The 21,979-nt window shown below is 68.6% G+C and carries 24 protein-coding genes and 1 tRNA gene; 11 read left to right on the top strand and 14 right to left on the bottom strand.

The genetic code is table 11. The features are described from left to right. Positions 1 to 44: 44 nt before the first annotated feature. From ACW173_RS23785 to ACW173_RS23755, 7 genes are all read left to right on the top strand, one after another. A complete protein-coding gene (locus ACW173_RS23785; RefSeq protein WP_492082611.1) occupies positions 45 to 1,070 on the top strand; it encodes a 2'-deoxycytidine 5'-triphosphate deaminase in 1,026 nt (341 codons plus the stop codon). 115 nt (positions 1,071 to 1,185) lie between these two features. Continuing rightward, the gene (locus ACW173_RS23780) at positions 1,186 to 2,061 is read left to right on the top strand and encodes a TraB/GumN family protein (RefSeq protein WP_492082610.1); all 876 of its coding nucleotides are present in this window, start codon (positions 1,186 to 1,188) and stop codon (positions 2,059 to 2,061) included. Positions 2,062 to 2,209: 148 nt separating this feature from the next. Continuing rightward, entirely contained in the window at positions 2,210 to 2,506 is a 297-nt protein-coding gene (locus tag ACW173_RS23775; protein WP_492082608.1) for a hypothetical protein, read from the top strand. 127 nt (positions 2,507 to 2,633) lie between these two features. After that, positions 2,634 to 3,218: a hypothetical protein gene (locus tag ACW173_RS23770; RefSeq protein WP_492082607.1), complete on the top strand. Its 585-nt coding sequence runs from the start codon at positions 2,634 to 2,636 to the stop codon at positions 3,216 to 3,218. Further along, positions 3,215 to 3,409 carry a helix-turn-helix transcriptional regulator gene (locus ACW173_RS23765; protein ID WP_099576561.1) on the top strand — a complete coding sequence of 65 codons (195 nt, stop codon included), beginning with the start codon at positions 3,215 to 3,217 and terminating at the stop codon, positions 3,407 to 3,409. The genes ACW173_RS23770 and ACW173_RS23765 overlap by 4 nt, the downstream gene beginning before the upstream one ends. Before the next feature lie 106 nt (positions 3,410 to 3,515). After that, positions 3,516 to 4,418 carry an alpha/beta fold hydrolase gene (locus tag ACW173_RS23760; protein ID WP_492082605.1) on the top strand — a complete coding sequence of 301 codons (903 nt, stop codon included), beginning with the start codon at positions 3,516 to 3,518 and terminating at the stop codon, positions 4,416 to 4,418. Positions 4,419 to 4,502: 84 nt separating this feature from the next. Beyond that, a complete protein-coding gene (locus ACW173_RS23755; protein WP_492082603.1) occupies positions 4,503 to 5,381 on the top strand; it encodes a TraB/GumN family protein in 879 nt (292 codons plus the stop codon). A gap of 3 nt (positions 5,382 to 5,384) precedes the next feature. Here the strand turns inward: ACW173_RS23755 and ACW173_RS23750 are convergent, their stop codons facing one another. Then, a complete protein-coding gene (locus ACW173_RS23750; protein WP_492082601.1) occupies positions 5,385 to 5,993 on the bottom strand; it encodes an HD domain-containing protein in 609 nt (202 codons plus the stop codon). A 93-nt stretch (positions 5,994 to 6,086) separates the two neighbouring features. Further along, positions 6,087 to 6,161: transfer RNA gene (locus tag ACW173_RS23745), tRNA-Gly, on the bottom strand. Positions 6,162 to 6,321: 160 nt separating this feature from the next. On the opposite strand from ACW173_RS23745, the gene ACW173_RS23740 reads away from it, so the two are divergent. Next, the gene (locus ACW173_RS23740; protein ID WP_492082600.1) at positions 6,322 to 6,777 is read left to right on the top strand and encodes a winged helix-turn-helix domain-containing protein; all 456 of its coding nucleotides are present in this window, start codon (positions 6,322 to 6,324) and stop codon (positions 6,775 to 6,777) included. Between the two features lie 11 nt (positions 6,778 to 6,788). On the opposite strand, the gene ACW173_RS23735 is transcribed toward ACW173_RS23740, so the two are convergent. The 6 genes from ACW173_RS23735 to ACW173_RS23710 all read right to left on the bottom strand — a co-directional run bounded on the left by ACW173_RS23735 (position 6,789) and on the right by ACW173_RS23710 (position 13,973). Continuing rightward, on the bottom strand, positions 6,789 to 8,663 hold the full coding sequence (locus ACW173_RS23735) for a glycoside hydrolase family 9 protein (RefSeq protein WP_492082598.1): 1,875 nt from the start codon (positions 8,661 to 8,663) through the stop codon (positions 6,789 to 6,791). A gap of 184 nt (positions 8,664 to 8,847) precedes the next feature. Then, positions 8,848 to 9,192 (bottom strand): EF-hand domain-containing protein, encoded by a 345-nt coding sequence (locus ACW173_RS23730; protein ID WP_492082596.1) that lies wholly within the window; start codon positions 9,190 to 9,192, stop codon positions 8,848 to 8,850. A gap of 760 nt (positions 9,193 to 9,952) precedes the next feature. Further along, positions 9,953 to 10,891 (bottom strand): prephenate/arogenate dehydrogenase family protein, encoded by a 939-nt coding sequence (locus ACW173_RS23725; RefSeq protein WP_492082594.1) that lies wholly within the window; start codon positions 10,889 to 10,891, stop codon positions 9,953 to 9,955. Further along, positions 10,892 to 12,001 (bottom strand): histidinol-phosphate transaminase, encoded by a 1,110-nt coding sequence (gene hisC / locus ACW173_RS23720; protein WP_492082593.1) that lies wholly within the window; start codon positions 11,999 to 12,001, stop codon positions 10,892 to 10,894. It abuts the gene before it with no gap. Between the two features lie 45 nt (positions 12,002 to 12,046). Continuing rightward, entirely contained in the window at positions 12,047 to 12,847 is an 801-nt protein-coding gene (locus ACW173_RS23715; protein WP_492082591.1) for a chorismate mutase, read from the bottom strand. A 103-nt stretch (positions 12,848 to 12,950) separates the two neighbouring features. After that, entirely contained in the window at positions 12,951 to 13,973 is a 1,023-nt protein-coding gene (locus ACW173_RS23710; RefSeq protein ID WP_492082590.1) for a DUF2125 domain-containing protein, read from the bottom strand. A gap of 29 nt (positions 13,974 to 14,002) precedes the next feature. On the opposite strand from ACW173_RS23710, the gene ACW173_RS23705 reads away from it, so the two are divergent. Then, the gene (locus tag ACW173_RS23705) at positions 14,003 to 14,551 is read left to right on the top strand and encodes a gamma-glutamylcyclotransferase (RefSeq protein ID WP_492082588.1); all 549 of its coding nucleotides are present in this window, start codon (positions 14,003 to 14,005) and stop codon (positions 14,549 to 14,551) included. On the opposite strand, the gene ACW173_RS23700 is transcribed toward ACW173_RS23705, so the two are convergent. From ACW173_RS23700 to ftsE, 4 genes are read right to left on the bottom strand one after another with little or no spacing between them, the layout of a single operon-like run. Then, on the bottom strand, positions 14,548 to 15,252 hold the full coding sequence (locus tag ACW173_RS23700; protein ID WP_492082587.1) for a lysophospholipid acyltransferase family protein: 705 nt from the start codon (positions 15,250 to 15,252) through the stop codon (positions 14,548 to 14,550). The two genes, ACW173_RS23705 and ACW173_RS23700, sit on opposite strands and share 4 nt — an antisense overlap. Continuing rightward, positions 15,249 to 15,866 (bottom strand): YdcF family protein, encoded by a 618-nt coding sequence (locus ACW173_RS23695; protein WP_492082586.1) that lies wholly within the window; start codon positions 15,864 to 15,866, stop codon positions 15,249 to 15,251. The genes ACW173_RS23700 and ACW173_RS23695 overlap by 4 nt, the downstream gene beginning before the upstream one ends. Beyond that, complete coding sequence (locus ACW173_RS23690; protein WP_492082584.1) at positions 15,863 to 16,756, bottom strand: cell division protein FtsX; 894 nt, start codon at positions 16,754 to 16,756, stop codon at positions 15,863 to 15,865. The genes ACW173_RS23695 and ACW173_RS23690 overlap by 4 nt, the downstream gene beginning before the upstream one ends. Next, entirely contained in the window at positions 16,753 to 17,460 is a 708-nt protein-coding gene (gene ftsE, locus ACW173_RS23685) for a cell division ATP-binding protein FtsE (protein ID WP_492082583.1), read from the bottom strand. Before ftsE ends, ACW173_RS23690 begins: the two co-directional genes overlap by 4 nt. A 58-nt stretch (positions 17,461 to 17,518) precedes the next feature. Between ftsE and ACW173_RS23680 the strand changes: the two genes are divergently transcribed. Continuing rightward, a complete protein-coding gene (locus ACW173_RS23680; RefSeq protein ID WP_492082581.1) occupies positions 17,519 to 18,472 on the top strand; it encodes an MJ0042-type zinc finger domain-containing protein in 954 nt (317 codons plus the stop codon). Then, entirely contained in the window at positions 18,411 to 18,995 is a 585-nt protein-coding gene (locus tag ACW173_RS23675; RefSeq protein ID WP_492082580.1) for a phosphoribosyltransferase, read from the top strand. Before ACW173_RS23680 ends, ACW173_RS23675 begins: the two co-directional genes overlap by 62 nt. On the opposite strand, the gene ACW173_RS23670 is transcribed toward ACW173_RS23675, so the two are convergent. Then, positions 18,992 to 20,599, bottom strand: a complete 1,608-nt coding sequence (locus tag ACW173_RS23670) for a methyl-accepting chemotaxis protein (protein WP_492082578.1) — start codon at positions 20,597 to 20,599, stop codon at positions 18,992 to 18,994. The genes ACW173_RS23675 and ACW173_RS23670 overlap by 4 nt on opposite strands. A 97-nt stretch (positions 20,600 to 20,696) precedes the next feature. After that, complete coding sequence (lysA, locus tag ACW173_RS23665; RefSeq protein ID WP_492082577.1) at positions 20,697 to 21,977, bottom strand: diaminopimelate decarboxylase; 1,281 nt, start codon at positions 21,975 to 21,977, stop codon at positions 20,697 to 20,699. Positions 21,978 to 21,979 lie beyond the last annotated feature (2 nt).

The following is a 21,979-nucleotide window of genomic DNA, read 5'->3' as shown; positions in this document are numbered from 1 at the left end:
CTCTCGCCTTGCCTTTGCGGCGAGGTTTCGCGAGTGTCGCGCCAATGACCGACGCCCACGCCGCAGGGATTCTGCCCTGCCAGAACATCGAAGACCTGATCGCCGAAGAGGCCATCACCGCGGCCACGCCGTTCGACGTCGACCAGGTGCAGCCAGCCAGTCTGGACCTGCGCCTGGGCGCGCGCGCCTGGCGGATCCGCGCCTCGTTCCTGCCCGGCCTGCATCGCAAGGTGCCCGACCGCCTGCGTGACGTGGCCATGCACGAGCTCGATTTGACCAAGGGCGCGGTGCTGGAGAAGGGCTGCGTCTATATCGCCGAGATCCAGGAGCGCCTGGCCCTGCCGATGACGATCTCGGCGCGGGGCAATCCCAAGAGCTCGACCGGCCGGGTGGACGTCTTCGTGCGCCTGCTGACCGACCATTCTCGCGCCTTCGACGACGTCGACGCCGGCTATACCGGTCCGCTCTATATCGAGATCGCGCCGCAGACCTTCTCTGTGCTGGTGCGCGCCGGCACCCGCCTGAACCAGCTGCGCCTCAAGCGCGGCGAGCCGGCCAAGCTGGCCACCCGCAGCGTCGGCGTCGACCTGGTGTCCGACAACGGCGTCGTCGGCTTCCGCGGCCGGCGCCATGCCGGCGTCGTCGACCTGGACCACGAGGACGGCCACGACCCGCGCGACTACTGGGAGCCGCTGGAGGCCCGCCACGGCGAACTGCTGCTGGACCCGGGCGAGTTCTACATCCTGGCCTCCAAGGACGACATCGAGATCCCGGTGCTGGAAGCGGCCGAGATGACTCCGATCGATCCGTCGGTCGGCGAGTTCCGCGTCCACTATGCCGGCTTCTTCGACCCGGGCTTCGGCACCGAGGAGGCCGCCGCCGTCGGCTCCAAGGGCGTGCTGGAGGTTCGCAGCCACGAGACGCCGTTCCTGCTGGAAGACGGCCAGACCGTGGCGCGGCTGGTCTATGAACCGCTGACCTCGCGGCCGGTGCGGCTGTACGGCGAAGGCGGCTCGCACTACCAGCGCCAGGGCCTGAAGTTGTCCAAGCATTTCAAAGCCTGGAGCTGATCGGCCACGCTCTGAGTCGTTATGTCGCGGCGGCCGTTCACTAACGGCTGACCAGTCTCGCGCTTATCTCGGGGCCTAGTTTCGGTCGGGCCTTGAAGAGATGTTCAGTGGCGTATTGAGACGTCTGTCGCGCGGGGCGCTCGCGGCGGGCCTTGTCTGGATGGCGGGTGTTGGCGCAGCCAACGCCGCGCCGGCGATGTGGGAAGTCCGCGACAAGGACTCCGTCGTTTACCTGTTCGGCTCGATGCACGTGCTGCGTCCGGACGTGCGCTGGCGCACCCGGGCCTTCGAGCACGCCTACGCCGTCGCCGATCGCGTCTGGTTCGAGACCCGCGCCGACTTGGCCCCCAGCGAGGTGAAGGTCCTGCTCGACCGCTACGGCGTCGACACCGATCGCTCCCTGACCCAGAAGCTGTCGCCGACGGCCCTGGCCACCTTGCGGCCGGTGCTGGATCGCGGCGGCGTGCCGCTGGAGCGCGTCGAGCGCCTGCGGCCGTGGGCGGCGGCGATGATGCTGTCGGTCGCGCCGATGACCCGCGAGGGCGGGGCGGTCGCCAGCGGCGTCGACTCGGCCACCACGCAGCGCGCGAAGAACACCGACAAGCCGATCGCCACCTTCGAGACCTTCGAGCAGCAGCTGCGCATCTTCGCCGACCTGCCCGAACAGGCCGAGCTCGACTACCTCGACGACGTCGCCCGCGAGCAACTGACGCCGCCGCGCGACGGCGTGGCCTTGGAGCGCGCCTGGCTGGGCGGCGACATGGGGCGGCTGGGGACGCGCCTGGTCGACCGGATGAAGGCCGACCGTCCGGCGCTCTACGACGCCTTGCTGCTGCGCCGCAACCTGGCCTGGGCCGACCGGCTGGACGCCGAGATGCGGCAGGGCGGGGGGACGGACCTTGTCGTCGTCGGGGCCTTGCACATGGCGGGCGGGGAGGGCCTTCCGGCCCTGATGAAGGCCCGGGGCTATGCCGTCCGGAGGATCCAATGAGCTGTCGCAGCGCCTGTCGCGCGGCAACCCGCCGCACCACATCTGGTGGACAGTGGGTGCGAATACACAAATTCTAGCCCTTGTCCTCTCGGGGCGCGACTCAGTCACGCTTCGACGCGGAGGATGCGGAAAGTCCACGGAGGCCCCTTTGGCCCGCACTGTTCAAGACCCGTTCCTGATCCTGCAAGGCCGCGTCGAGGCCTGGGAGCGGTGTGCGCGTATTCCCGGCTGTGACAAGGCGGTCTGGCGCCAAGATTCGGAAGGGCGGGTGATCCGCTGGGCCGACTTCGGTGATCGCTTCTCACGCTACGGCTGGGAGGCCGTCAGCCGTCCGCGCCCGGGCATGCTGGGGCGCGCCCTCAAGCGTCTGGAGGCCGTCCACTGGCGCGGCGTCACGGGCGAGTCGCTCTCCGTCGACCCGTTCCTGGGCCGCAAGGCAGCCTGATCCCGTCCAAAAACGTCAAGTGTCTCCGTCGTTTAGTCGATGGTGCATGACAAAATGACAACCTTCCTTGACATTGCCTTGCTCCGATGTGACAAGTTTGCTTGTCAAATTGAGAGGGGTGCTTGTCATGGATGACGCAAAGCCCAAGTGGACCAACTGGGTTCTGTTCTTCGCCGGAGCGGCGGCCCTGTCGGCCATTCCGTTCTGGCTGGCCTTCGCCCGCCCGTTCTCGGGGGTGGCGATGCTGGTCGCGATGGGGGTTTGGTTTCTGATCTACATGGCCTATGTCTATGCCGGTTCGTCCCGACTGAAGGCCGGCCAGATCGGGCCGGTCATGAAGCGCTATCGCCGGCGGCTGGCCGTCACGATGATAGCCTATTTCCTCATCCTCATCGGCTCGCTGTCGTTGTTGCGCGGCGTCGATCTCGCCGGGCCGCTGCTGTGGATCGTGGCCGCCGCGCCGGCGATCCCGATCCTGGGCGTGCTGGTGGTCATGGGCCTCTACCTGAAGGAAGAGCCCGACGAGTTCGAGCGGATGATTCACGTCGAGGCCATGCTGTGGGGGCTCGGCGTGGTTCTGGGCGTCAGCACCGTCTGGGGCTTCCTGAGCAACGCCGGCGTCGTCCCCACGCCGCCACTGTTCTTGACCTTCCCGCTGTTCTGCCTGGTCTGGGGCTTCAGCCAGCCCATCATCCGGAGGCGGTACCGATGAAGAACCGCCTGAAGGTCCTGCGCGCCGAGCGCGACTGGAGCCAGGCCGACCTCGCCGAGAAGCTCCAGGTCTCGCGCCAGACCATCAACGCGCTGGAGACCGGCAAGTACGACCCCAGCCTGCCGCTGGCCTTCAAGATCGCTCGCCTGTTCGAACAGCCGATCGAAGCGATCTTCCAGGACGACCTCTGAGCCGCGTCCCCTAGGGCCGGCTCGCCTCCTCCGACTTTCCTTTCAAGCCGCGTGCGGCGCCGAGCGCCGAAGCCTTCCGCGCGCCCATATCCAAGGAGAAAGACCCATGCGTACGCCCAAGCCGCGCTTCCGCTTCTTCATCATGCTGATGGCCATCATGGCCGCCTGCGGTGTCTTCGGCGGCGACCACGCCCACGCCGCCGCCCAGTCCGATAGCCGCTTCACGGTCACCGTCACGGGCAAGGGGCCCGACGTCGTACTGATCCCGGGCCTGGCCTCGTCTGGCGCGGTCTGGGACGCCACCGTCAAGCAGTTGTCGGCCACGCACCGTGTTCACGTCGTGCAGGTGGCCGGGTTCGCCGGCGCGCCGGTCGCCGGCAATGCCGAGGGGCCGGTCGTCGAGCCGCTGATGGAGGCGGTCGACGCCTATATCAAGGCGGCGCGTCTGGAGTCGCCGGCCGTGATTGGCCATTCGATGGGCGGTTTCACGGGTCTGCTTTTGGCCCGCCGCCACCCCGAGGACGTGAGCCGCCTGCTGATCGTCGACAGCCTGCCGTTCTTCGCGGCGCTGTTCTCGCCGACCGCCACGGCCGAGAGCATGAAGCCCCAGGCCGCCGCCATGCGCGACGCCACGGCCGCCATGAGCGCCGACGCCTTCGCCAGCCAGCAGGCCATGACCCTACCGCGCATGATCAAGTCGCCGGAAGGCCAGAAGACCGCCCTGACCTGGTCCGTCGCTTCCTCTCAGTCGGTCGTGGCCCGCGCCATGTACGACCTGCTGACCACCGACGCCCGCGCCGAGCTGCCGGCGATCAAGACCCCGACCACGCTACTCTATCCCTATGACCCCGCGATGGGCGCGCCGACGGCGATGATCGACAAGACCTATGCCGACGCCTACGCGGCCCTGCCGGGCGTGACGCTGAAGCGGATCGACGACGCCCGTCACTTCATCATGCTGGACCAGCCCCAGGCCTTCGCCGCGGCGGTCGAGACCTTCCTGAAATAAGGCCTCCGGAGTCTGAAATGGCATTCCGCCTTGCGCGGCCGCGCGGGCGCCCCATTCTCAACCGCAAGTCACTCGGGGATCTTCATGCTTCGTCAAATGCGCCGCGCCATGACCGGTCTGGTTTCGGCCCTGGCCCTGGGTTTCGCCGGCTCGGCCCTGGCCGAGCCGGCCCTATGGGCGATCAAGGACAACGACTCGACCATCTACCTCTTCGGCACCGTGCACGTGCTGAAGCCCGACACCCGGTGGCGCTCGGCCACGATCGACCAGGCCCTGACCTCCAGTGGCGACCTGACCCTGGAGATCATCGGCGCCGACGACCCGGCGGTGATGCAGCCCCTGATCCTGAAGTACGGCCTGGATCCGTCCAACCCGCTGTCGTCCAAGATCTCGCCCGAGCAGTTCAAGCACGCCACCGAGGTGGCCCAGGGCGGCGGCGTGCCGCCCCAATCGCTGAACATGATGCGCCCTTGGCTCGCGGCGGTGTCGCTGTCGATGATCCCGGTGATCAAGGCCGGCTACGATCCCCAGAGCGGCGTCGAGATCGTGCTGGCCAAGGAGATCAAGGCGGCCGGCAAAACCGAAAACGCCTTCGAGACCCCCGAGCAGCAGATCCGTTTCTTCGCCGACCTGCCGGACAAGACCGAGGTCGACTTCCTCAGCGCCACCCTGGACGACGTCGACGAGGGCCTGGGCAAGATCGACAAGATGGTCGCCGCCTGGGCCGCCGGCGATCTGGCCAGCCTGGAGGCCGAGTTCGTCTCGGAGATGAAGAGCGACTATCCCGAGCTCTATGAGCTGCTGATCGTCAAGCGCAACCAGGACTGGGCCCAGCAGCTGAAAACCAAGCTGGCCGGCTCGGGCGTCAGCTTCGTCGCCGTCGGCTCCGGCCACCTGGTGGGCCCCGACAGCGTCCAGGCCCAACTGGCCAAGCTGAGCGTCAAGGCCGAGCGGGTGGAGTAGGGCCTATTCCGCCGCCGCCCGCAGGTAGATCGAACGTTTCGGCACGCTCATCACCCGCCGCAGCATGGGTTCGAACGCTTCCAGGGGCATCGACTTGAAGTTCGGGTCGAAGGCCTCCTGGTCGTACACATGGCAGAACTTGGCCGTGTGCTCGAAGTCCGGATGGCCCCGGAACTGGTCGCGCATGTCGCGGTCCAGGCCCAGGTGGTGGAAGAAGTAATAGCCTTGGAAGATCGCGTGGTGGGCCACCATCCAGTGGTTCCGCTCCGACACGAAGGGCTGGAGGATGGCGGCGGCGATGTCGGCGTGATTGCGCGGACCCAGGATGTCGCCGATGTCGTGCAGCAGGGCGCAGACGACATACTCTTCATCCTCGCCGGCCTGGTGGGCGCGGGTGGCGGTCTGCAGGCTGTGGTCCAGCCGGTCGATGGCGAAGCCGCCGCAGTCGCCCTTCAAGAGGTTCAGGTGCGCGATCAGCCGGGTGGGCAGCTCGCGCCCGAACTCGACCGACGCGCTGGCGATGATGCCCCAGTCCTCGGGCGTGCCGTCGGTCATCGCGTGGAACTTTGCCCGGGTTTCTTGGGCGCGCGGATGATCTTCGCCGTCGGCCATCACGGTTCTCCCCAAACGTCTGTTTGAAGCGATCGTGCGCTCGAAGCCGCCAGAGGTCAACGGAAGCGACCGTCGACGCGATGTGGGGAGCCTTGGAGCGGGCGGGGGGAATCGAACCCCCGACATTCAGCTTGGGAAGCTGACGTTCTACCTCTGAACTACGCCCGCCAAAGGGACGCTCCGTTTAGCCCGGCTCGCCCCCGTACTCAAGTCCAGGAAGCTTGGCGAAGGCTTCGGACCTAATTGCGCCCCACATTGTTTCCTACATGCCGGCCCGAACCCGAAGGGAGTCGATCGTCGCGTGCAAGTTCTGACGGAAAACCCTCGCATGGCGTTCGGTGACATCGTCATCGACATCGAAAGCCGCCGCGTCCAGGCCCCCAATGGGGCCGTTGAACTGGAGCCGCGCGTCCTCGACCTGCTGCTGGCCCTGGCCGAGCGACCCGGCCTGACGGCGTCGCGCGACCACCTGATCGAGACGCTCTGGAGCCGCCACGAGGGCTCGCATGGCGCGCTGAACCGCGCGGTGGCCGACCTGCGCAAGGCCTTGGGCGACGACGATCGCGCGCCGCGCTTCATCGAGACGGTGCCGGCGATCGGCTATCGCTGGATCTTCGAGGACCAGCCCGGCCGCGCGCCGCCCGCGCGGCGCTGGAGCCTGGGTCCCAACTGGGTCGCGGCCGGCGCGGCCTTGGCCATCGCCGTGGGCGGGGTCGCCAGCGTCGGCGCCTATGCCTGGGCGCGGGATCGGGACCCTGAGCCGCGGTCCTTCGTTCGGCGCTAGCGAGCCCTGACCTAGCGCGAGGTGTCGTCCAGGAACACCGAGGCCCAGACCAGCGGCGCGTTCCAGTTGATCGCCACCTCGTTCTGGGTGAAGGCGCGGTAGTCGTCGGTCCAGCAGGTCTGGGGCTTACACCGACCCTTCATGTCCTTGGCCACGTCGTCGCCCATGTTCGTCGAGTTGGGACCGCCTGACAGGACGCCGGCCGGAGGGGCGGGATAGGCCGGGTCGGCCTGCTTGGCCCAGAAGCGGTGGTGCGGATTGCGCATCGCCCGAGCGCCGAAGCCCGTGACGTATGAGCGGTCCAGCGGATTGCGGCCCAGGACATAGTCCATGGCGTCGACCGCGCCGTGGCGATAGGCCACCTCGCCCGTGAAGTCGTAGGCCAGGCCCAGCACCACGGCGCGGTTCAGCACCGAGCTGTTCGAGCCCCACGGATAGCCCGGGGCGGCGTAGGGCAGGGCGTAGCCTTGGCCAATGTCGTCGGCCAGGTACTTGCCGGCGCTGGTCGTCAGGTTGGCGCGGGCCTGGGCGATCTCGGCCGGCTTCAGGCCGTTGGGCGCGAGGGCCAGGGTGATCGTTCCGAGCGCCCCGACCGAGCCCCAGCTGATGTCGCCGGTCGGCCGCGCCCCCTGGGTCGTCCCTTGGGTCGGGGAGGCCAGGAACAGCGGCGAGGCGCGCAGCGCCTTCTCGACCTCGGCGTCGCCGGTGGTGGCGTAGAGTTCGGCGGCGGCCCAGTAAAACTCGTCCGTCAGGTCGCCGTCGCCATAGCCGCCCGAGCCGGTGAACGGACCCAGCTGATAGATGTCGGGATGGCGGCGGGCGGCGGCGAAGGCGCGGCGGGCGGCGTCCAGGCACTGGGCCGAGAAGGCTGGGTCGATCGTCTTCCACACCCGGGCGGCCTGGGCGGCGACGGCGGCCAGGTTCAGGGTCGCGGCCGTCGTCGGATAGTAGAGATACCGCACCTGCTTGTCGTCGGCCGGGGCGGTCGGCAGGCCGGTCCAGTAACGGTCGGCGATCTTCTGGTGGGCCATGCCCGAGGCGTCGATGGCGGTCAGCTTCAGCTTGCCGTCGGAGGGTTGCTGATTGCCGACCGGGACCCGCTGCGTCTTGCCGTCCGGGACCTGCATGGCCAGCAGGAAGGAGAGCTCGAAGCGGGCCTCGTCGAGGATGTCCGGCACGCCGTTGGCGTTCTCCGGCAGGGCCTGGGAGCCGTCGCTCAGGGCCTTCAGCGCGCCGGGGCGCTTCAGGACGGCGGTGCGTTCATAGGCGTTGACCAGGGTCCAGACCGAGATGCCGCCGTTGACGACGTACTTGCCGTGGTCGCCGGCGTCGTACCAGCCGTCGCTGGCGTCCAGGGTGTAGTCGCAGCCCGGCCAGACTTGGCCGCGCTCGTCGGCGAGGTCGAAGCAGGTCGCCTTGTCCGGCGCGTGGCCGGCCGGGCGGGCCAGGTCCGGGCGCTCGACGAAACGGGCCTCGATCGGGACGCTGGCGCGCTGCTGGTAAAAGAACGACAGGGCGGCCTTGGTCAGCTCGCCGTCGGGTTTGGCGCGCAGGGCGAAGGGCCGGCTCCGCGCCGCGCCGACCTTCAGCCGGTAGCCGTCGCCGGTTTCGCGGAAGGCCGAGAAGTCGATCTGGTGGACGTGCTCGCCCGAGGCGGGGTCGTCGCCGAACACCTTGGTCTTGCCTTGGGCGACCGCCGCGCCCGACGCGTCCAGCAGCGTCCAGTCCAGCGGGCTCTTGGAAGCATCGGCCAGCACGGCGCGCTTGGGGCCGTTGGCCTCGAGGCCGGTCTGGTTCAGGCGGATGGGCTGGACCGCGTCCTCGGCGCGGGCGGCCCCAGCCAGCACAAGCAACGAGGCGAACGACAGGGCGGCCAGACGGATCATCAACGCTTCCTCCGTGGCGCGTCTTGAAACCCCATTGGGCAGCGCGCCTTGGCGGTGACGCTAACGGATCCTAGACAGCGTTGTCATCATCTTTGTTACCGGTATCTCGATACTGGCCCCCAGAAACGCGAAACGCCGCCCGAGGGGTGTCGGGCGGCGTTCGTGGCGGCGCTGTGGATAGCGCCTAGTTCTGCGGCGGCGGGCCTTCCGGCGGCGGGCCGGCAGGCGGGCCATCGCCCTGCTGGGCGCGACGCTGGCGCATCTTCTCGAAAGCGGCCTTCATTTCGTCCAGGGTGACCTTGCCGTCCTTGTCGGCGTCGATCATGGCGAAGCGGTCTTCGGGACGGCCGGCGCCGGTCCATTCGGCCTTGTCGACAACGCCGTCGCTGTTGGCGTCCCAGCGCTTGAAGATGTCTTCCGGAGCCGGCATCTGGCGCGGACCAGGAGGCGGGCCGTCCTGGGCCATGGCCACGCCGGCGCCGACGACCGTGGTGAGCGAAGCAAGCGCGACGAGAAGCGTGCGGCGCATAGAGGGTGTTTCCTTCCGGGGTTGGACTGCTGAGATGGGCTTCGATTGTTGCGGGCTTATTTCCCGATTAGGGCCGGAAAGGGCTGGGCGCGCTCTTGAAACCCTTTCTCCGTGAGAGAGATACAAGGGATTCACGAGACCACGGGGATTGAGGGCGCTGTATCCTCGGAACTGGCGAGATCGAACCCAGCGAAATCAACCGCTTGTCGATTTTAGACGCCCCTGAATGATCCGCGTTCAGAACCACCCCCATACTCATAGCCATCCCCGTCGCGGGGGAGGGCGTTTGGATCCGGCCCAAAACGGCGGCGGGGCTAGGTTGAGCGGGGCCGCTGGCGGTTCCCGGCGGCTTCGCCAGGTCGCGTGGCTTACTCTTTAGGATCGCACGCGAGTGACGGGTCGTTTGGGGCCAAGGCCGAGCAGCGGAGCGACAGGGCGGTGATCGTATAAACCGCCTATCGTGGATCGCCGAGCTGGAGACGGATTGAGCCGATCCAGTTGGTCCACGCCCGTCCGGGGGCTCTTGGGGACCCGAGCAGACAATGCTCACGCCTCCCGTCCTCACGGAAAAAACAGCCTGGCGGAGCGGTCAGCGAGCCGAAACACACAAACCACTACGGTCTCCGGGTTCGCCCGGCCGCTCCGTCGCCTCCCCATACACCTTCAGCGGCTGGCCGCGTGAAGATGCTCCCCCGTCTGAAGGAGCGGACCAGCGAAGCCGGTGGAGAGGTCCGCGCCGTTCCATCCTCACGATGAGGGGTTAGTGCTTCCCGCGATCCCGTCCGAAGTTCGGCTCGGCGCTTTCCTGGCCGGCGGCGACGATCCCTCGCCGGATCGCCCGCGTCCGGGTGAAGTGGGCGTGCAGCGTGTCGGCGTCGCCCCAGCGGATGGCGCGGCTCATGGCCTGGAGGTCCTCGGTGAAGCGGCCCAGCATCTCCAGCACCGCGTCCTTGTTGGCCACGAAGATATCGCGCCACATGGTCGGGTCGCTGGCGGCGATGCGGGTGAAGTCGCGGAAGCCCGAGGCCGAGTACTTGATGACCTCGTTCTCGGTGACGTTCTCCAGGTCGGCCGCGCTGCCGACGATGGTGTAGGCGATCAGGTGGGGCAGGTGGCTGACGACAGCCAGCACCAGGTCGTGGTGTTTTTCCTCCATCAGCTCGACCTGGGCCCCGAAGGCGCGCCAGAAGGCCGACAGCTTGGCGACGGCGGCGGCGTAGTGCTCGTCGTCGCTCTCGAAGGGGGTCAGGATCGTCCAGCGATTCTCGAACAGCTCGGCGAAGCCCGAGTCGGGGCCCGACTGCTCGGTGCCGGCGATCGGGTGGCCGGGGATGGCGTAAATCTTCGACAGGTCCTGGGCGCGGAAGGCCTCGGCGACATTGGCCTTGGTCGAGCCGACATCGGTCAGGGTGGCGCCGGCCTTCATGGCGGGGATCACCACGGCGGCCAGTTCGGGGATCGACAGCACCGGGGTGGCGATGACCACCAGGTCGGCGTCCTTGACCGCTTGCGCGATGTCGCCGGTGACGTGCTCGGCGATGCCCAGCGCGACGACGCGGGCGCGGTTGGCCTCGCTGGCGTCGGCCACGGTGACCTCGCCGACGACGCCGTGCTCACGCGCCGCGCGGATCACCGACCCGCCGATCAGGCCGCAACCGATGACGGTGAGCTTGGGGTAGAGGAGACCGGGCGTCGACATCTAGCGCCCCATGAACTCGGCCAGCAGGTCCACGACGGCGCGGTTCTGCTCTTCCAGGCCGATGGTGATCCGGATCGCGTCAGGCAGGTTGTAGTTGCCCACGGCGCGGACCAGGTAGCCCCGCGACGCCAGGAAGGCCTCGGCCTCGCGAGCGGTCTTGCCCGGCGTCCGCGGGAAGGTGGCCAGCACGAAGTTGGCCGCCGATGGCGTGACCTCGAGGCCCAGACCGCCCAGCTGCTGGGCCAGCCACGGCCGCCATTGCTCGACCAGGGCCAGCGAGCGGGCCTGGAAGTCGTCGTCGAACAGAGCCGCGACGGCGGCTTCCTGGCCGGGGATCGAGGTGTTGAACGGCGGACGGATACGCTCGATCGGCGCGATGATGTGCTCGGGCGCATAGCCCCAGCCCACGCGCAGGGCGGCCAAACCATGCAGCTTCGAGAAGGTGCGGGTGACGATCACGTTCTCGGCGGAGCGGGCCAGATCGAGGCCGTCCTCGAAGCGCGGATCGCCGCAGAACTCGGCATAGGCGCCGTCCAGCACCAGGACCACCGACGGCGGCAGGGCCGCGTGCAGGGCGCGGATCTCCTCGCCCGTCAGCCAGGTGCCGGTCGGATTGGCCGGATTGGCGATGAACACGAGGCGCGTGCGTTCGTCGACGCACTTGACCGTCTCGTCGATGTCGATGCGGTGGTTGATCTCCTTGGCCATCCGCACCTCGGCCTGGCAGGCGCGGGCCCCGATGGCGTAGGCGGCGAAGCCGTGCTCGCCCTGGACGATGTTGTCGCCGGGCTCCAGATAGACCTGGCACAGCAGGGCGAAGATCTCGTCGCTGCCGTCGCCGAACGTCAGGCGCTCGGGCTCCAGCTTGAAGCGTTCGGCCACGGCGGCGCGCAGGATGCCGGCCTTGCCGTCCGGATAGATGTGCATCCGGTCGACGGCGTTGCGATAGGCGTCCTTGGCCTTGTCGCTGCTACCCAGGATGTTCTCGTTGCTCGACAGCTTCACCGGATGGGCGACGCCTTCGATCTTCGACTTGCCGCCGACATAGGCATGGATGTCCATGATGCCGGATTTCGGGACAGGACGGGGCGCGGCGAAGCGGTCGGTCATCGGGTTACTCAGTCTAGAGACATCCAGCTTAGGGACGGGCGTCTCTTACACGTCGAACTGTTCGGGCGCAGCCCCGATGACGCCGGTAAGGTCGCCGGGGGCGCGGACCAGACGCTCGTCCTGGGGCTGGAAGAAGCCCGACAGGGAAAACAGCTTCAGGCCGCCGGCGTCGGCGATCAGTTCGGCGGCGACGTCGGTCTGGCTCAGGGCCTCGACGATGGCCTGGGCGCTCTTGGGCGAGTCGGTGACCCAGAAGGTCTGGTCGCCGCCGGTGGGCTCGACCTCGACCTCCGCCACGGCCAGCGCCGCCTGAGGGCCCCAGGTCGCCAGGCAGGGCAGGGCGGCGAACACCTTCAGCTTCGGCTCGGCCAGCAGACGGCCCCACCAGGGCGTGTCGGCGGCCAGCGGCAGGACGCCGACACCCCAGGGCGCGCGGGCGATGGCCAGGGCGTCCTGGGCGGTGGGCAGGATCGACAGGCGCGGCGCCGTGCCGAAGCGCAGGCGGGTGAGCTCGACGGTGCGGGCGGCCTCGCGGCCCCCGAAGACGCCCAGGTGATAGGGGCCCTGGCGCGCCAGGTTGTCGGCCATGATTTCGCGCCAGATGCGGATGATCAGGGCGTCGCCGGCGCCGGTGCGTGGCGCGGCCAACAGTTTGCGGACGATCTGGGCCTCGCGGCCGGGGCGCAGGCCAAAGCCGCTGTCGCCGGAGGCGCGCTTCGCGGCCGCGACAGCGCTGGCCAGGCCGGCGCGCTCGTCCAGCAGCTTCAGGAGTTCAGTGTCGATGGCGTCGAGCCGCCATCGGACCTCTTCGAGAGACGGCGTGGCCACCGTCGCGTCGCTGCCCATGTTCTTCCCCGAAATTGGAGGCGGGACCATAGTCTTTGCCGCCAAACACGCAATAGCCAGCTTTCACGGGAAGAAAATTGCGTTTCAAGCAATCCATGGTCGATCAATAGACGGTCGGCGCGGGTCCCGTGTCGATGACGCCCAGATACGTGCGGCCGTTGTCGAATTTGAGATCCGCCTCGATCACCGGTTCCTGGCCGACGGCCTGGGCGGCGGCCGCCAGGGCCTGCTCGGGCGTCCTGATCGGCTGGGAAAGATCGGCCCGCTCCTTGATCGCTACATTGAGCGAGCCGGTCACGCGGCCCTTGTCGTCGACCGACAGCACGCCGGACTTGGCCTTGCCCTCGGCGTCGCCGGCCAGCAGCTGGCTCTGCCGCACGCTGATCTGGCCCCCGGCCTCGCTCCAGCGCTTGACGGCGGCTTCCCAGTTGCGGCCCCGCAGGTACGAGACGTGCGACAGGCGGGTTTCCAGCAGCAGCGAGGCGGTCTTGTCCTGGGCCAGGCGGCCCAGCAGGCCGGTGAAGGCGGTCTTGGCGCCGTCGGCCTTGAAGAAGATCGCGCCCTGGTCCTCGGGGCCGCCGCGCAGATGCAACTGCATCCTGTCGGCCGAGACCAGCTGGAATGGTTCGGCGCCGGGCGCGGGGGCGAAGGCCAGCTTGGCCCCCTCGACCGAGACGCGGGGCGGATATTCGGTGACATGCGAGATGCTGGCCCGCAGCGCCTCGCCGGTGATGGTCACGTCGCCGGCCTCGGGACGAGTCATGACCACGCCTCGCGGCGCGACGAGGACCCAGTGGGTCAGGTTGAAGATCTCGGCCTCGCCCTTCAGCACCGGAGCGCGAACGGCCCAGCCCGTGGGCTCGGCGACGCGGGCGTTGGCCAGGTCGACATTCATCCGGAACGGAAAGCCGTGGAAGGCGCGAGCGCTCCATGACAGGTCATAGCCGCGCGACTTCAGGTCGGCCGCCTGGGCGTCCATCCGCTGCTCGGCCTGGCCACGCAGCCAGAACCAACCGTAGCTCCAACCGCCCGCGACGAGGGCGGCGAGGATGAAAGGCGTGAACAGACGGCCGCGCCGAGCCTTCTGGGGGGCTTTGCGGGATGGGGCGGCGTCGGTATGGGTCATGAATGGGGCGTGTCCAGTCGGGATCGGGAATGAGTTTGGCAGGCGACAGTGAAGATCGCTGGGTGTTCGGATACGGATCGCTCATGTGGCGTCCCGGGTTCCCGTTCATAGACCGAAGAACGGCCGTGCTCCACGGTCGGCGACGCGCCTTCTGCATCTATTCGGTGCATCATCGCGGCACCTACGAACGCCCCGGTCTCGTCTTGGGCCTGGCGCCCGGCGGCGCCGTGCGCGGCATGGCCTATCGCGTGGCGGCCGCCGAGTGGGAAGAAGTCTACGCCTACCTTCGCGAACGCGAGCAGCCGACCGAGACCTATTTCGAGACCTGGCGCGAGGTGAAGATCGACGGCGCCGGCAAAGTGCCGGCCCTCGTCTTCCTCTCCGACATGAAGCACAGCCAGTGGGCCGGGAACCTGACCCTTGAGCAGCAGGCCCAACTGATCGCCGGCGCCCGGGGGCTGTCGGGCCGCAACATCGAGTACCTGACCGACCTCGTCCTGCACCTGCGCGAGGACGGGGTGCGCGACTACGCGATGGAGAAGCTCCTGAAGATGGTCGAGGCGACCGAGCCGAGCTAGACGCCGGAGTCCTCGAGCGCCTTGGTCGCCGTGTCGATCCGGGTCTGCAGCTCGCGCATGAACTCGCCGCGCTTCAGGCCGGCGGGGATCGGGTCGAGATATTCGAAGACGATCGTGCCGGGCTTGATGAGGAAGCCCTTGTTCCAGTGGCTGCCGCAGTTCAGCGCCAGTGGCGTGACGGGCATTTCCAGCTCGCGATAAAGCGCGGCGATGCCAGGCTTGTAGTCGCCGGACTGACCGGGAACGCCGCGCGTGCCTTCGGGGAAGATCACGATCTGGCGGGTCTCTTTCATGCGCTCGATGGCGTCGCGGACCAGCTTCTTGAGCGCCGTCGAGTGGCCGGCGCGGTCGACGACCAGCATGCCCGCCTTCAGGCCGTGCCAGCCGAACAGCGGCACCATCAGCAGTTCCTTCTTCATCACGAAGCAGGCGTCGGGCAGCAGGGCGAACTGGCTGAAGACGTCGAACATCGACTGGTGCTTGGGCGCGACCAGGGCGTTTCCGGTCGGGCGCTCGCCGCGCACCTCGACCTTGACGTCGGCCAGCCAGCGCAGGCCCCAGATCAGGCCCTTGGCCCAGGTGCTTAGCGCCCAGGTGTTGACGCGTCGCGGCAGGGGATAGGTGGCGATCATCAGGACCGCCGTCCCGATCGACCACAGCCAGAAGAACAGCTGGAACAGCAACGAACGCAGATAGATCAAGACGCTTCCTTCGCCGCCGGGGCGGCTTTCTCCTTAGGACCCAGCCCTAGGAACGCTTCGCGGCCCAGGATCGCCAGGTACTTGCAGTATTCCACGATCATCCGCCGGGCGCTGATGCTGGTCTTCCACCAGCGATGGGCGTTCAGGTCGGTCTTGACCGGGTAGGGCGACAGCGTGACGCCTGGCATGGCGGCGCTGAGCTCCAGCATCGAGCGCGGCATGTGGTAGTCGGCCGTCACAACGATCAGGCTCTTATAGCCCTTGGACTTGGCCCATTCGGCCGTTTCCAGCGCGTTGCCCACGGTGTTGGCGGCGGTGAAGCCCAGGTCGACACAGCAGTCGTAGATCGGCTTGACGGCCTTGGTCACCGTCTGGACGTCGGCGCGAGTGGCCTCGCGGTTGACGCCGGAGATCAGCAGGCGCTTGCCCTTGCCCTCTTCCAGGAGGCGGGTGGCGGCTTCCAGGCGGAGGTTCGAGGCGCCGGTCAGCACCACGACGCCGTCGGCGGTGGGCGGTTCGGGCGCGGGGGTCGACTGGTCCACGCGGCCGGTGAAGGCCAGGAGCCCAAGGCCCCAGATCATCAGCGCGATAAACAGCGCGGCCAAGGTCTTCACGGCATCTCCCCCACGATGCGCGACGCCGCCAGACGGGCCGAGAGGCCGGCGATCAGGGCCGCCACCACCGGCGCGGGCAGGGCGGCCAACAGATCGATCCAGGCCAACGGCAGAACCGGCGCAACCCCCGCGCCGCCGCCGAAATAGCGCGCGACAGCGCCGATGATGGCCGCGCTCGCGCCCCCCAGCAAGCCCGCCAGCGCGCCCATGGTCGCGAAACGGTTCTGGAACAGACCGGTAATGAAGCCCTGCTCGGCCCCGGAGAAGTGCAGCACCTCGATCACGTCGCGGCGAGCGGCCAGGCCCGCGCGGGTGGCGAAGGCGATGACGGCCGCCGTCGCCGCGGCGATCAGGGCGAAGACGCCCAGGGCCGCCAGGCGCGCCAGGTTGGCGGCGCGCTCGATATCGGCGATCCAGCGGCTATGGTCGTCCACCGTGGCGTCGACCCCGGCGACCTTGAGGGCGCGGTCCAGCGTCTCGGCGGTTGGCGGGACCTTGGGATCCAGGTCCAGGGTGACAAGGCGCGGGGTCGGCAGGTCGTCGACCAGGGCTTCCTTGCCGATCCACGGCTCGAGCAGGGCCTCGGCCTTCTCGCGGGTCAGGGCCTGGGCCTCGACCACGCCCTTGATGCCGGCCAGGGCCTCGGCGGCGCGAGCGGCGGCGCTGTCGGGCGTCTCGTTGGCGCGGGCGCGGACCACGACGGTGGCCGAGCCGGTGAGCTGGCTGGTCCAGCCGTGGGCGGCGCGGTTGGCGGCCAAGGCCGCGAAGCCGGTCAGGCAGGCCAGGAAGCACAGGACGGCGACCACGAAGACGAGCGCTCCGTCGCGGCTGTCGCGCGGCGGCAGCAGCGGGCCGGGTTTCCAGCGGGCGACCTGGAAGAATTCACTCATCCCCGTCCTCCCGCGCTGACCAGCCGGCCTTGGTCCAGGTGCAAGGTCGGACGCGCGGCGCGGGCCACCAGGTCCTCGTCGTGCGTGGCGATCAGGACGGTGGTGCCCAGGCGGTTCAGTTCGACGAACAGCCGCAGCAAGCGCAGCGACATGGCCGGGTCGACATTGCCCGTCGGCTCGTCGGCCAGCAGCACGTCGGGACGGTCGACCACGGCGCGGGCGATGGCCAGGCGCTGCTTCTCGCCGCCCGACAGGGTGGCGGGCAGGGCGTGCATGCGATCGCCCAGGCCGACCCAGCTGAGCAGCTCGGCGACGTCCTCGCGATAGGTGGCGGGCTTTCTCTTGAGAATGCGCAGGGGCAGGGCGGCGTTATCGAACACCGAAAGATGCTCCAGCAACCGGAATTCCTGGAAAACAACCCCGATCCTACGGCGCAGGAACGGCAGGTCCGAAGTGTGGGTCAGGCTGACATCGCGCCCGAAAAGCTCGACGCGACCCCGTGACGCACGGTGGGCCAGATAGATCAGCTTGAGCAGCGAACTCTTGCCCGCGCCCGAGGCGCCGGTCAGGAAATGGAACGAGCCCTGATCCAGGGAAAAGCTTATGTCCCTTAGGGTTTCGGGCGCTCGCCCGTACCGCATCGACACGCCTTCGAAGCGGACCACCGGAAGGGCGTCATCGCCCTGTTCTGTGTCGATCCGCAAGGCGCGTCACTTGGGTTTCTGGACATCAGGGTTAAAATCAGCGACCCCCTTTAGGTGTGTGGGGAGCGTTCGATTCGCGGCCATGATACTGACCTGTCCGGAGTGCGCCAGCCGCTATTTCGTCGAGGACTCCAAGGTGGGTTCGGCGGGTCGCGTCGTGCGCTGCGCCTCGTGCGGGAACCGTTGGACGGCCCGTAGCGAAGAGCCGCTCGACCTGTTCGAGGATCCAGAAACCCCGACCCTGGCCAGCCAGGCCGAAGCCCTCGATGGGGCTTCCGAGACGCTGGCCGCCGAAGGCGATGAACCGCCCGTCAGCGCCCTGCCGGGCGAGGAGCTTCCAAAGGTCTTCCGGGCCCGCGCCGACGCCGAGCGTCGCCTGCGTGAAGCCACCGCCACGGGCGTCATCTGGGCCGGCATGGCCGCCGCCATGGCGGTTGTCGTGGTGGCCGCTCTGATCTTCCGCATCGACGTGGTCAAGATCCTGCCGGGCTCGGCGGGCGCCTATGCCGCCGTCGGCCTGCCGGTGAACACCGTCGGCCTGGTCATCGATCGCGCCAGCATCAAGGCCCAGCCCTCGATGCAGGACGGCCATGCGGTCGTGATCGTCACCGGCTCCATCCGCAACATCACCGAACACGAGGTCCTGTCCCCGCCGCTACGTGTCGAGCTGCTGAGCAAGGACGACAAGCGCGTGGCCGGCCAGTTGGCCGCGGCCGCCGACGCCAAGATCCCGCCGGGTGAGGTGCGTCACTTCTCGATCACCTTCCTGGATCCGCCGCGCTCAGCCAAGGACCTGCAGATCGGCTTCGCCACCGAACCGGGCGCCGCCAAGGCGGTGAAAACCGCCCTGAAGAAACCTGAAGCGCATGGCGCCGAGCCGGAATTGTCGCTGCGCGGGGCTCAGGACGCCCCCGCCGAACACGAAGCGGCTGGACAGGAACCCCCGGGACATGAGAGCGGGGAGGAAACGCCTCCCCCTTCGGACTCTCACGAACCCGCGCATCATGAATGACACCAAGAAACCCGAAGTCCTGATCTCGGAAGCCGAGATCGCCGACCGGGTCCAGAAGCTGGCCGAGGCCATCGCGCCGCGCATCGACGACGACACCGTCGTGGTCTGCCTGCTGACCGGCGGCCTGTGGTTCGCCGCCGACCTGACCCGCGCCCTCTACAAGGCCGGCCGCGACGTGCGGTTCGACGCCCTGTGGCTGGCCTCCTATCACGACGAGCGCAAGAGCTCGGGCCGCTGCGAAGTGCGCGCCGACCTGCAGCGCCCCCTGGTGGGCCGCCGCGCCCTGGTCGTCGACGACGTCTTCGACACCGGCCTGTCGCTGTCGGAAGCCGCGCGTCTGGTCAAGGACGCTGGCGCCAGCGAAGTGCTGACCGCCGTCTTCGCCCGCAAGCCCTGGCCCAAGGACCGTGGCATGGAGCCCGACTTCGTCGCCTGGGAAGCCCCCGCGCGCTACCTGGTCGGTTACGGCCTGGACGACGAAGGCAAGAGTCGCGGGCTCCCCTACATCGGCGCGATGGACTAAGCCGCGCGCTGACCGCGCGCCGCCGATGTCTCGCCGATGTCGAACAGATCCACGCGGTCGGCCAGTTCCAGCGTCTCGTTGCGCAGGGCGTGAGCGGCGGCCGTGGTCTCCTCGACCATGGCCGCGTTCTGCTGCACCACGCGGTCCATCTCGCCCATCGTCGCGTTGACCTCGCCCAGGCCCTGGGCCTGATCGCGGGCCGAGGCGGCGATGGCGTTGACCTGGGTGTCGATCTCGGCGACGCGGGCGATGATCCGCTGCAGGGCTTCGCGGGTGCGGCCCACGCGCTCGACGCCCGCGCTGACCTGCTGGCTCGAAACGTTGATCAGGTCCTTGATTTCCTTGGCCGCGCCCGCCGAGCGCTGGGCCAGCGCCCGCACTTCCTGGGCGACGACGGCGAAGCCACGCCCGGCGTCGCCCGCGCGCGCCGCCTCGACCCCGGCGTTCAGCGCCAGGAGGTTGGTCTGGAAGGCGATCTCGTCGATCACGCCGATGATCTTGCCGATCTGACCGGATGAGGCCTCGATCAGGGTCATGGCCTCGACGGCCTCGCTGACCACGGGATCCGACCGCTCGGCTTCCTGGCGCGCCGAGGCCGCGGCGGCGTTGGCCTGGCTGGCGCTGTCGGCGGTGCTGCTGACCGCGATGGTGATCTCGCCCAGGGCAGCCGTGGTCTGGACCAGGCTGGCGGCCTGGTGCTCGGTCCGGCGCGCCAGTTCGTCCGAGGCGCGCGACATGTCGGCCACTCCGGCGGTCATGCCAGCGGCGTTACCGGCGATCTCGCGCATGGCGGCCTGCAGGCGGGACAGGGCGTCGTTGAAGTCCGCGCGCAACGGCTCGTAGCGATTGGCGAAGGTTTGTTCCAGCCGCCAGGTCAGGTTGCCCCGGGACAGGTGGCCCAGCGCGGTGGCCAGGGCCTCGACGACCTGGGTCTGCTCGGCTTCCACCGCGGCCTTCTGGCGAGCCTGTTCGGCATTGGCGGCGTCGCGGGCGGCGCGCTGGGCCTCCGCCTCGGCGTTGGCGGCGTCGGCGCGGGACGCCGCATCCAGGGCCTTGTCGGTGCGGGCGTTGACGGTGACGAACAGGCGCGAGACACCCGCGGTGAGCCAGATCAGCGACCAGGCCGTGACAATCGTGACGCCCGCGGCGAAGGCCAGGCGCAAGAGCGTGACTTCACCGCTCATCAGGACGTGCGGGGCGATCGCGGCCATGGCCAGTTCGATCCCCACCACGGTGGCCGCGCCCGCGGCGATGGCGCGCCAGTCACCATAGGCGACCAGCAGGGCCAGGGCGGCGAGATACGCCAAGCGGGCGTCGGCCTGAAGCGGATGGCCCGAGAACGCGGCGATGAACAGGCTGACCTGGCCCATCAAGGTCAGGGCGGTGGAGATGCGCTGAGCGGCGTTGTCCCGCCAGATCACCCAGCCGCCCCAGGCCAGGCCCGCCAGCAGCACTGAACCGCCGGCCAGCGGCAAGCTCGGGCGGCCGGCCACCATGGCGGCGGCCGGGGTGATCAGCACCAAGGCCGCGATGCAGGCCAGCACCAGATGGCCGCCGAGCTTCCGCTGGGCCTCGATGCTGTCGAATTCAATGAGATTACGCATCGCCGAGCTCCACTGTTCCCGAGACGGGACATCAAGTGCGGCCGCGGTGGTTAACCCCCAATGATACTAGGGTCTTTTAGGGCTTCCGTACGATTACCTACACCCAGTCCGGCACGAGGTCGCGCGCCAACATCTCGTCATAGGTCGGCCGCTCGCGGATCACCGCGTAGCGATCTCCGTCGACCAGGACCTCCGGCACGAGCGGCCGGGTGTTGTACTCGCTGGCCATGGCCGCGCCGTAGGCGCCGGCCGACATGAAGGCGACGAGGTCGCCGGCCGCGAACGGCGGCAAGGCGCGATCGCGGGTGAAGGTGTCGCCGGTCTCGCAGACTGGACCCACCACGTCATAGACGGTCTCGCCCCCTCGCTGATCTTTGGCGCGCTGGATCACCGGGCGGATGTCGTGGAAGGCGTCGTACATGGCCGGGCGGACCAGGTCGTTCATGGCCGCGTCGATGACCAGGAACTTGCGGCCTTCCGGACGCTCGTGGACATGGATCACTTCCGACACCATTACGCCGGCGTTGGCGGCGATCACCCGGCCCGGCTCGAAGGCCAGCTTGACGGGCAGTTCCTTGGTCACCTCGCCGACCATGGCGGCGAAGTCGGCGGGCGAGGGCGGTTCGGGGTTGTTGAAATAGGGCACGCCCAGGCCGCCGCCCAGGTCCAGGCGCTCGACCGACAGGCCTTCGCCCAGCAGTTGCTCGACCAGGCCCCGCATCTTGGTGAAGGCCTCGCGCATGGGCGAGAGGTCGGTGATCTGGCTGCCGATGTGGCAGGCCACGCCGATGGGCTCCAGGGCCGCGTTGTTGCTGGCGTTGGCGTAGAGGCGCGCGGCCTCGGCGAACGAGACACCGAACTTGTTCTCGGACTTGCCGGTGGCGATCTTGGCGTGACCGCCGGCCGCGACGTCCGGATTGACCCGGAAGGCGATCTTGGCGCGGACGCCCAGCTCGGCCGCGACCTGAGCGATCAGGTTCATCTCCGGCTCGGACTCGACATTGATCTCGGCGACGCCGGTCTTCAGGGCGAATTCGATCTCGCGACGCGCCTTGCCGACGCCCGAGAAGACGATGCGCTCGGGCGGGATGCCGGCGGCCAGGGCGCGGCGGACCTCGCCTTCCGAGACCGTGTCGGCCCCGGCGCCCAGGTCGCCCAGCACCTTCAGCACCGCGACATTGGAATTGGCCTTCACGGCATAGGCGACCAGCGGGTCGACCACGCCGGCCGCCGTCAGGGCGTCGCGGAACACGGTGAAGTGCCGCTCCAGCGTGGCGCGGCTGTAGACATAGACGGGCGTGCCGACCTCGGCCGCGATCTTGGCCAGGGGCACGCCCTCGCAGGCCAGGCCCTCGGGGCCGTACTCGAAGTGATTCAACT

Source organism: Caulobacter sp. ALps2 (assembly GCF_058681635.1).
Note: the sequence above shows the minus strand (reverse complement) of the source record. Positions and strands in the feature narration are given on the sequence as shown.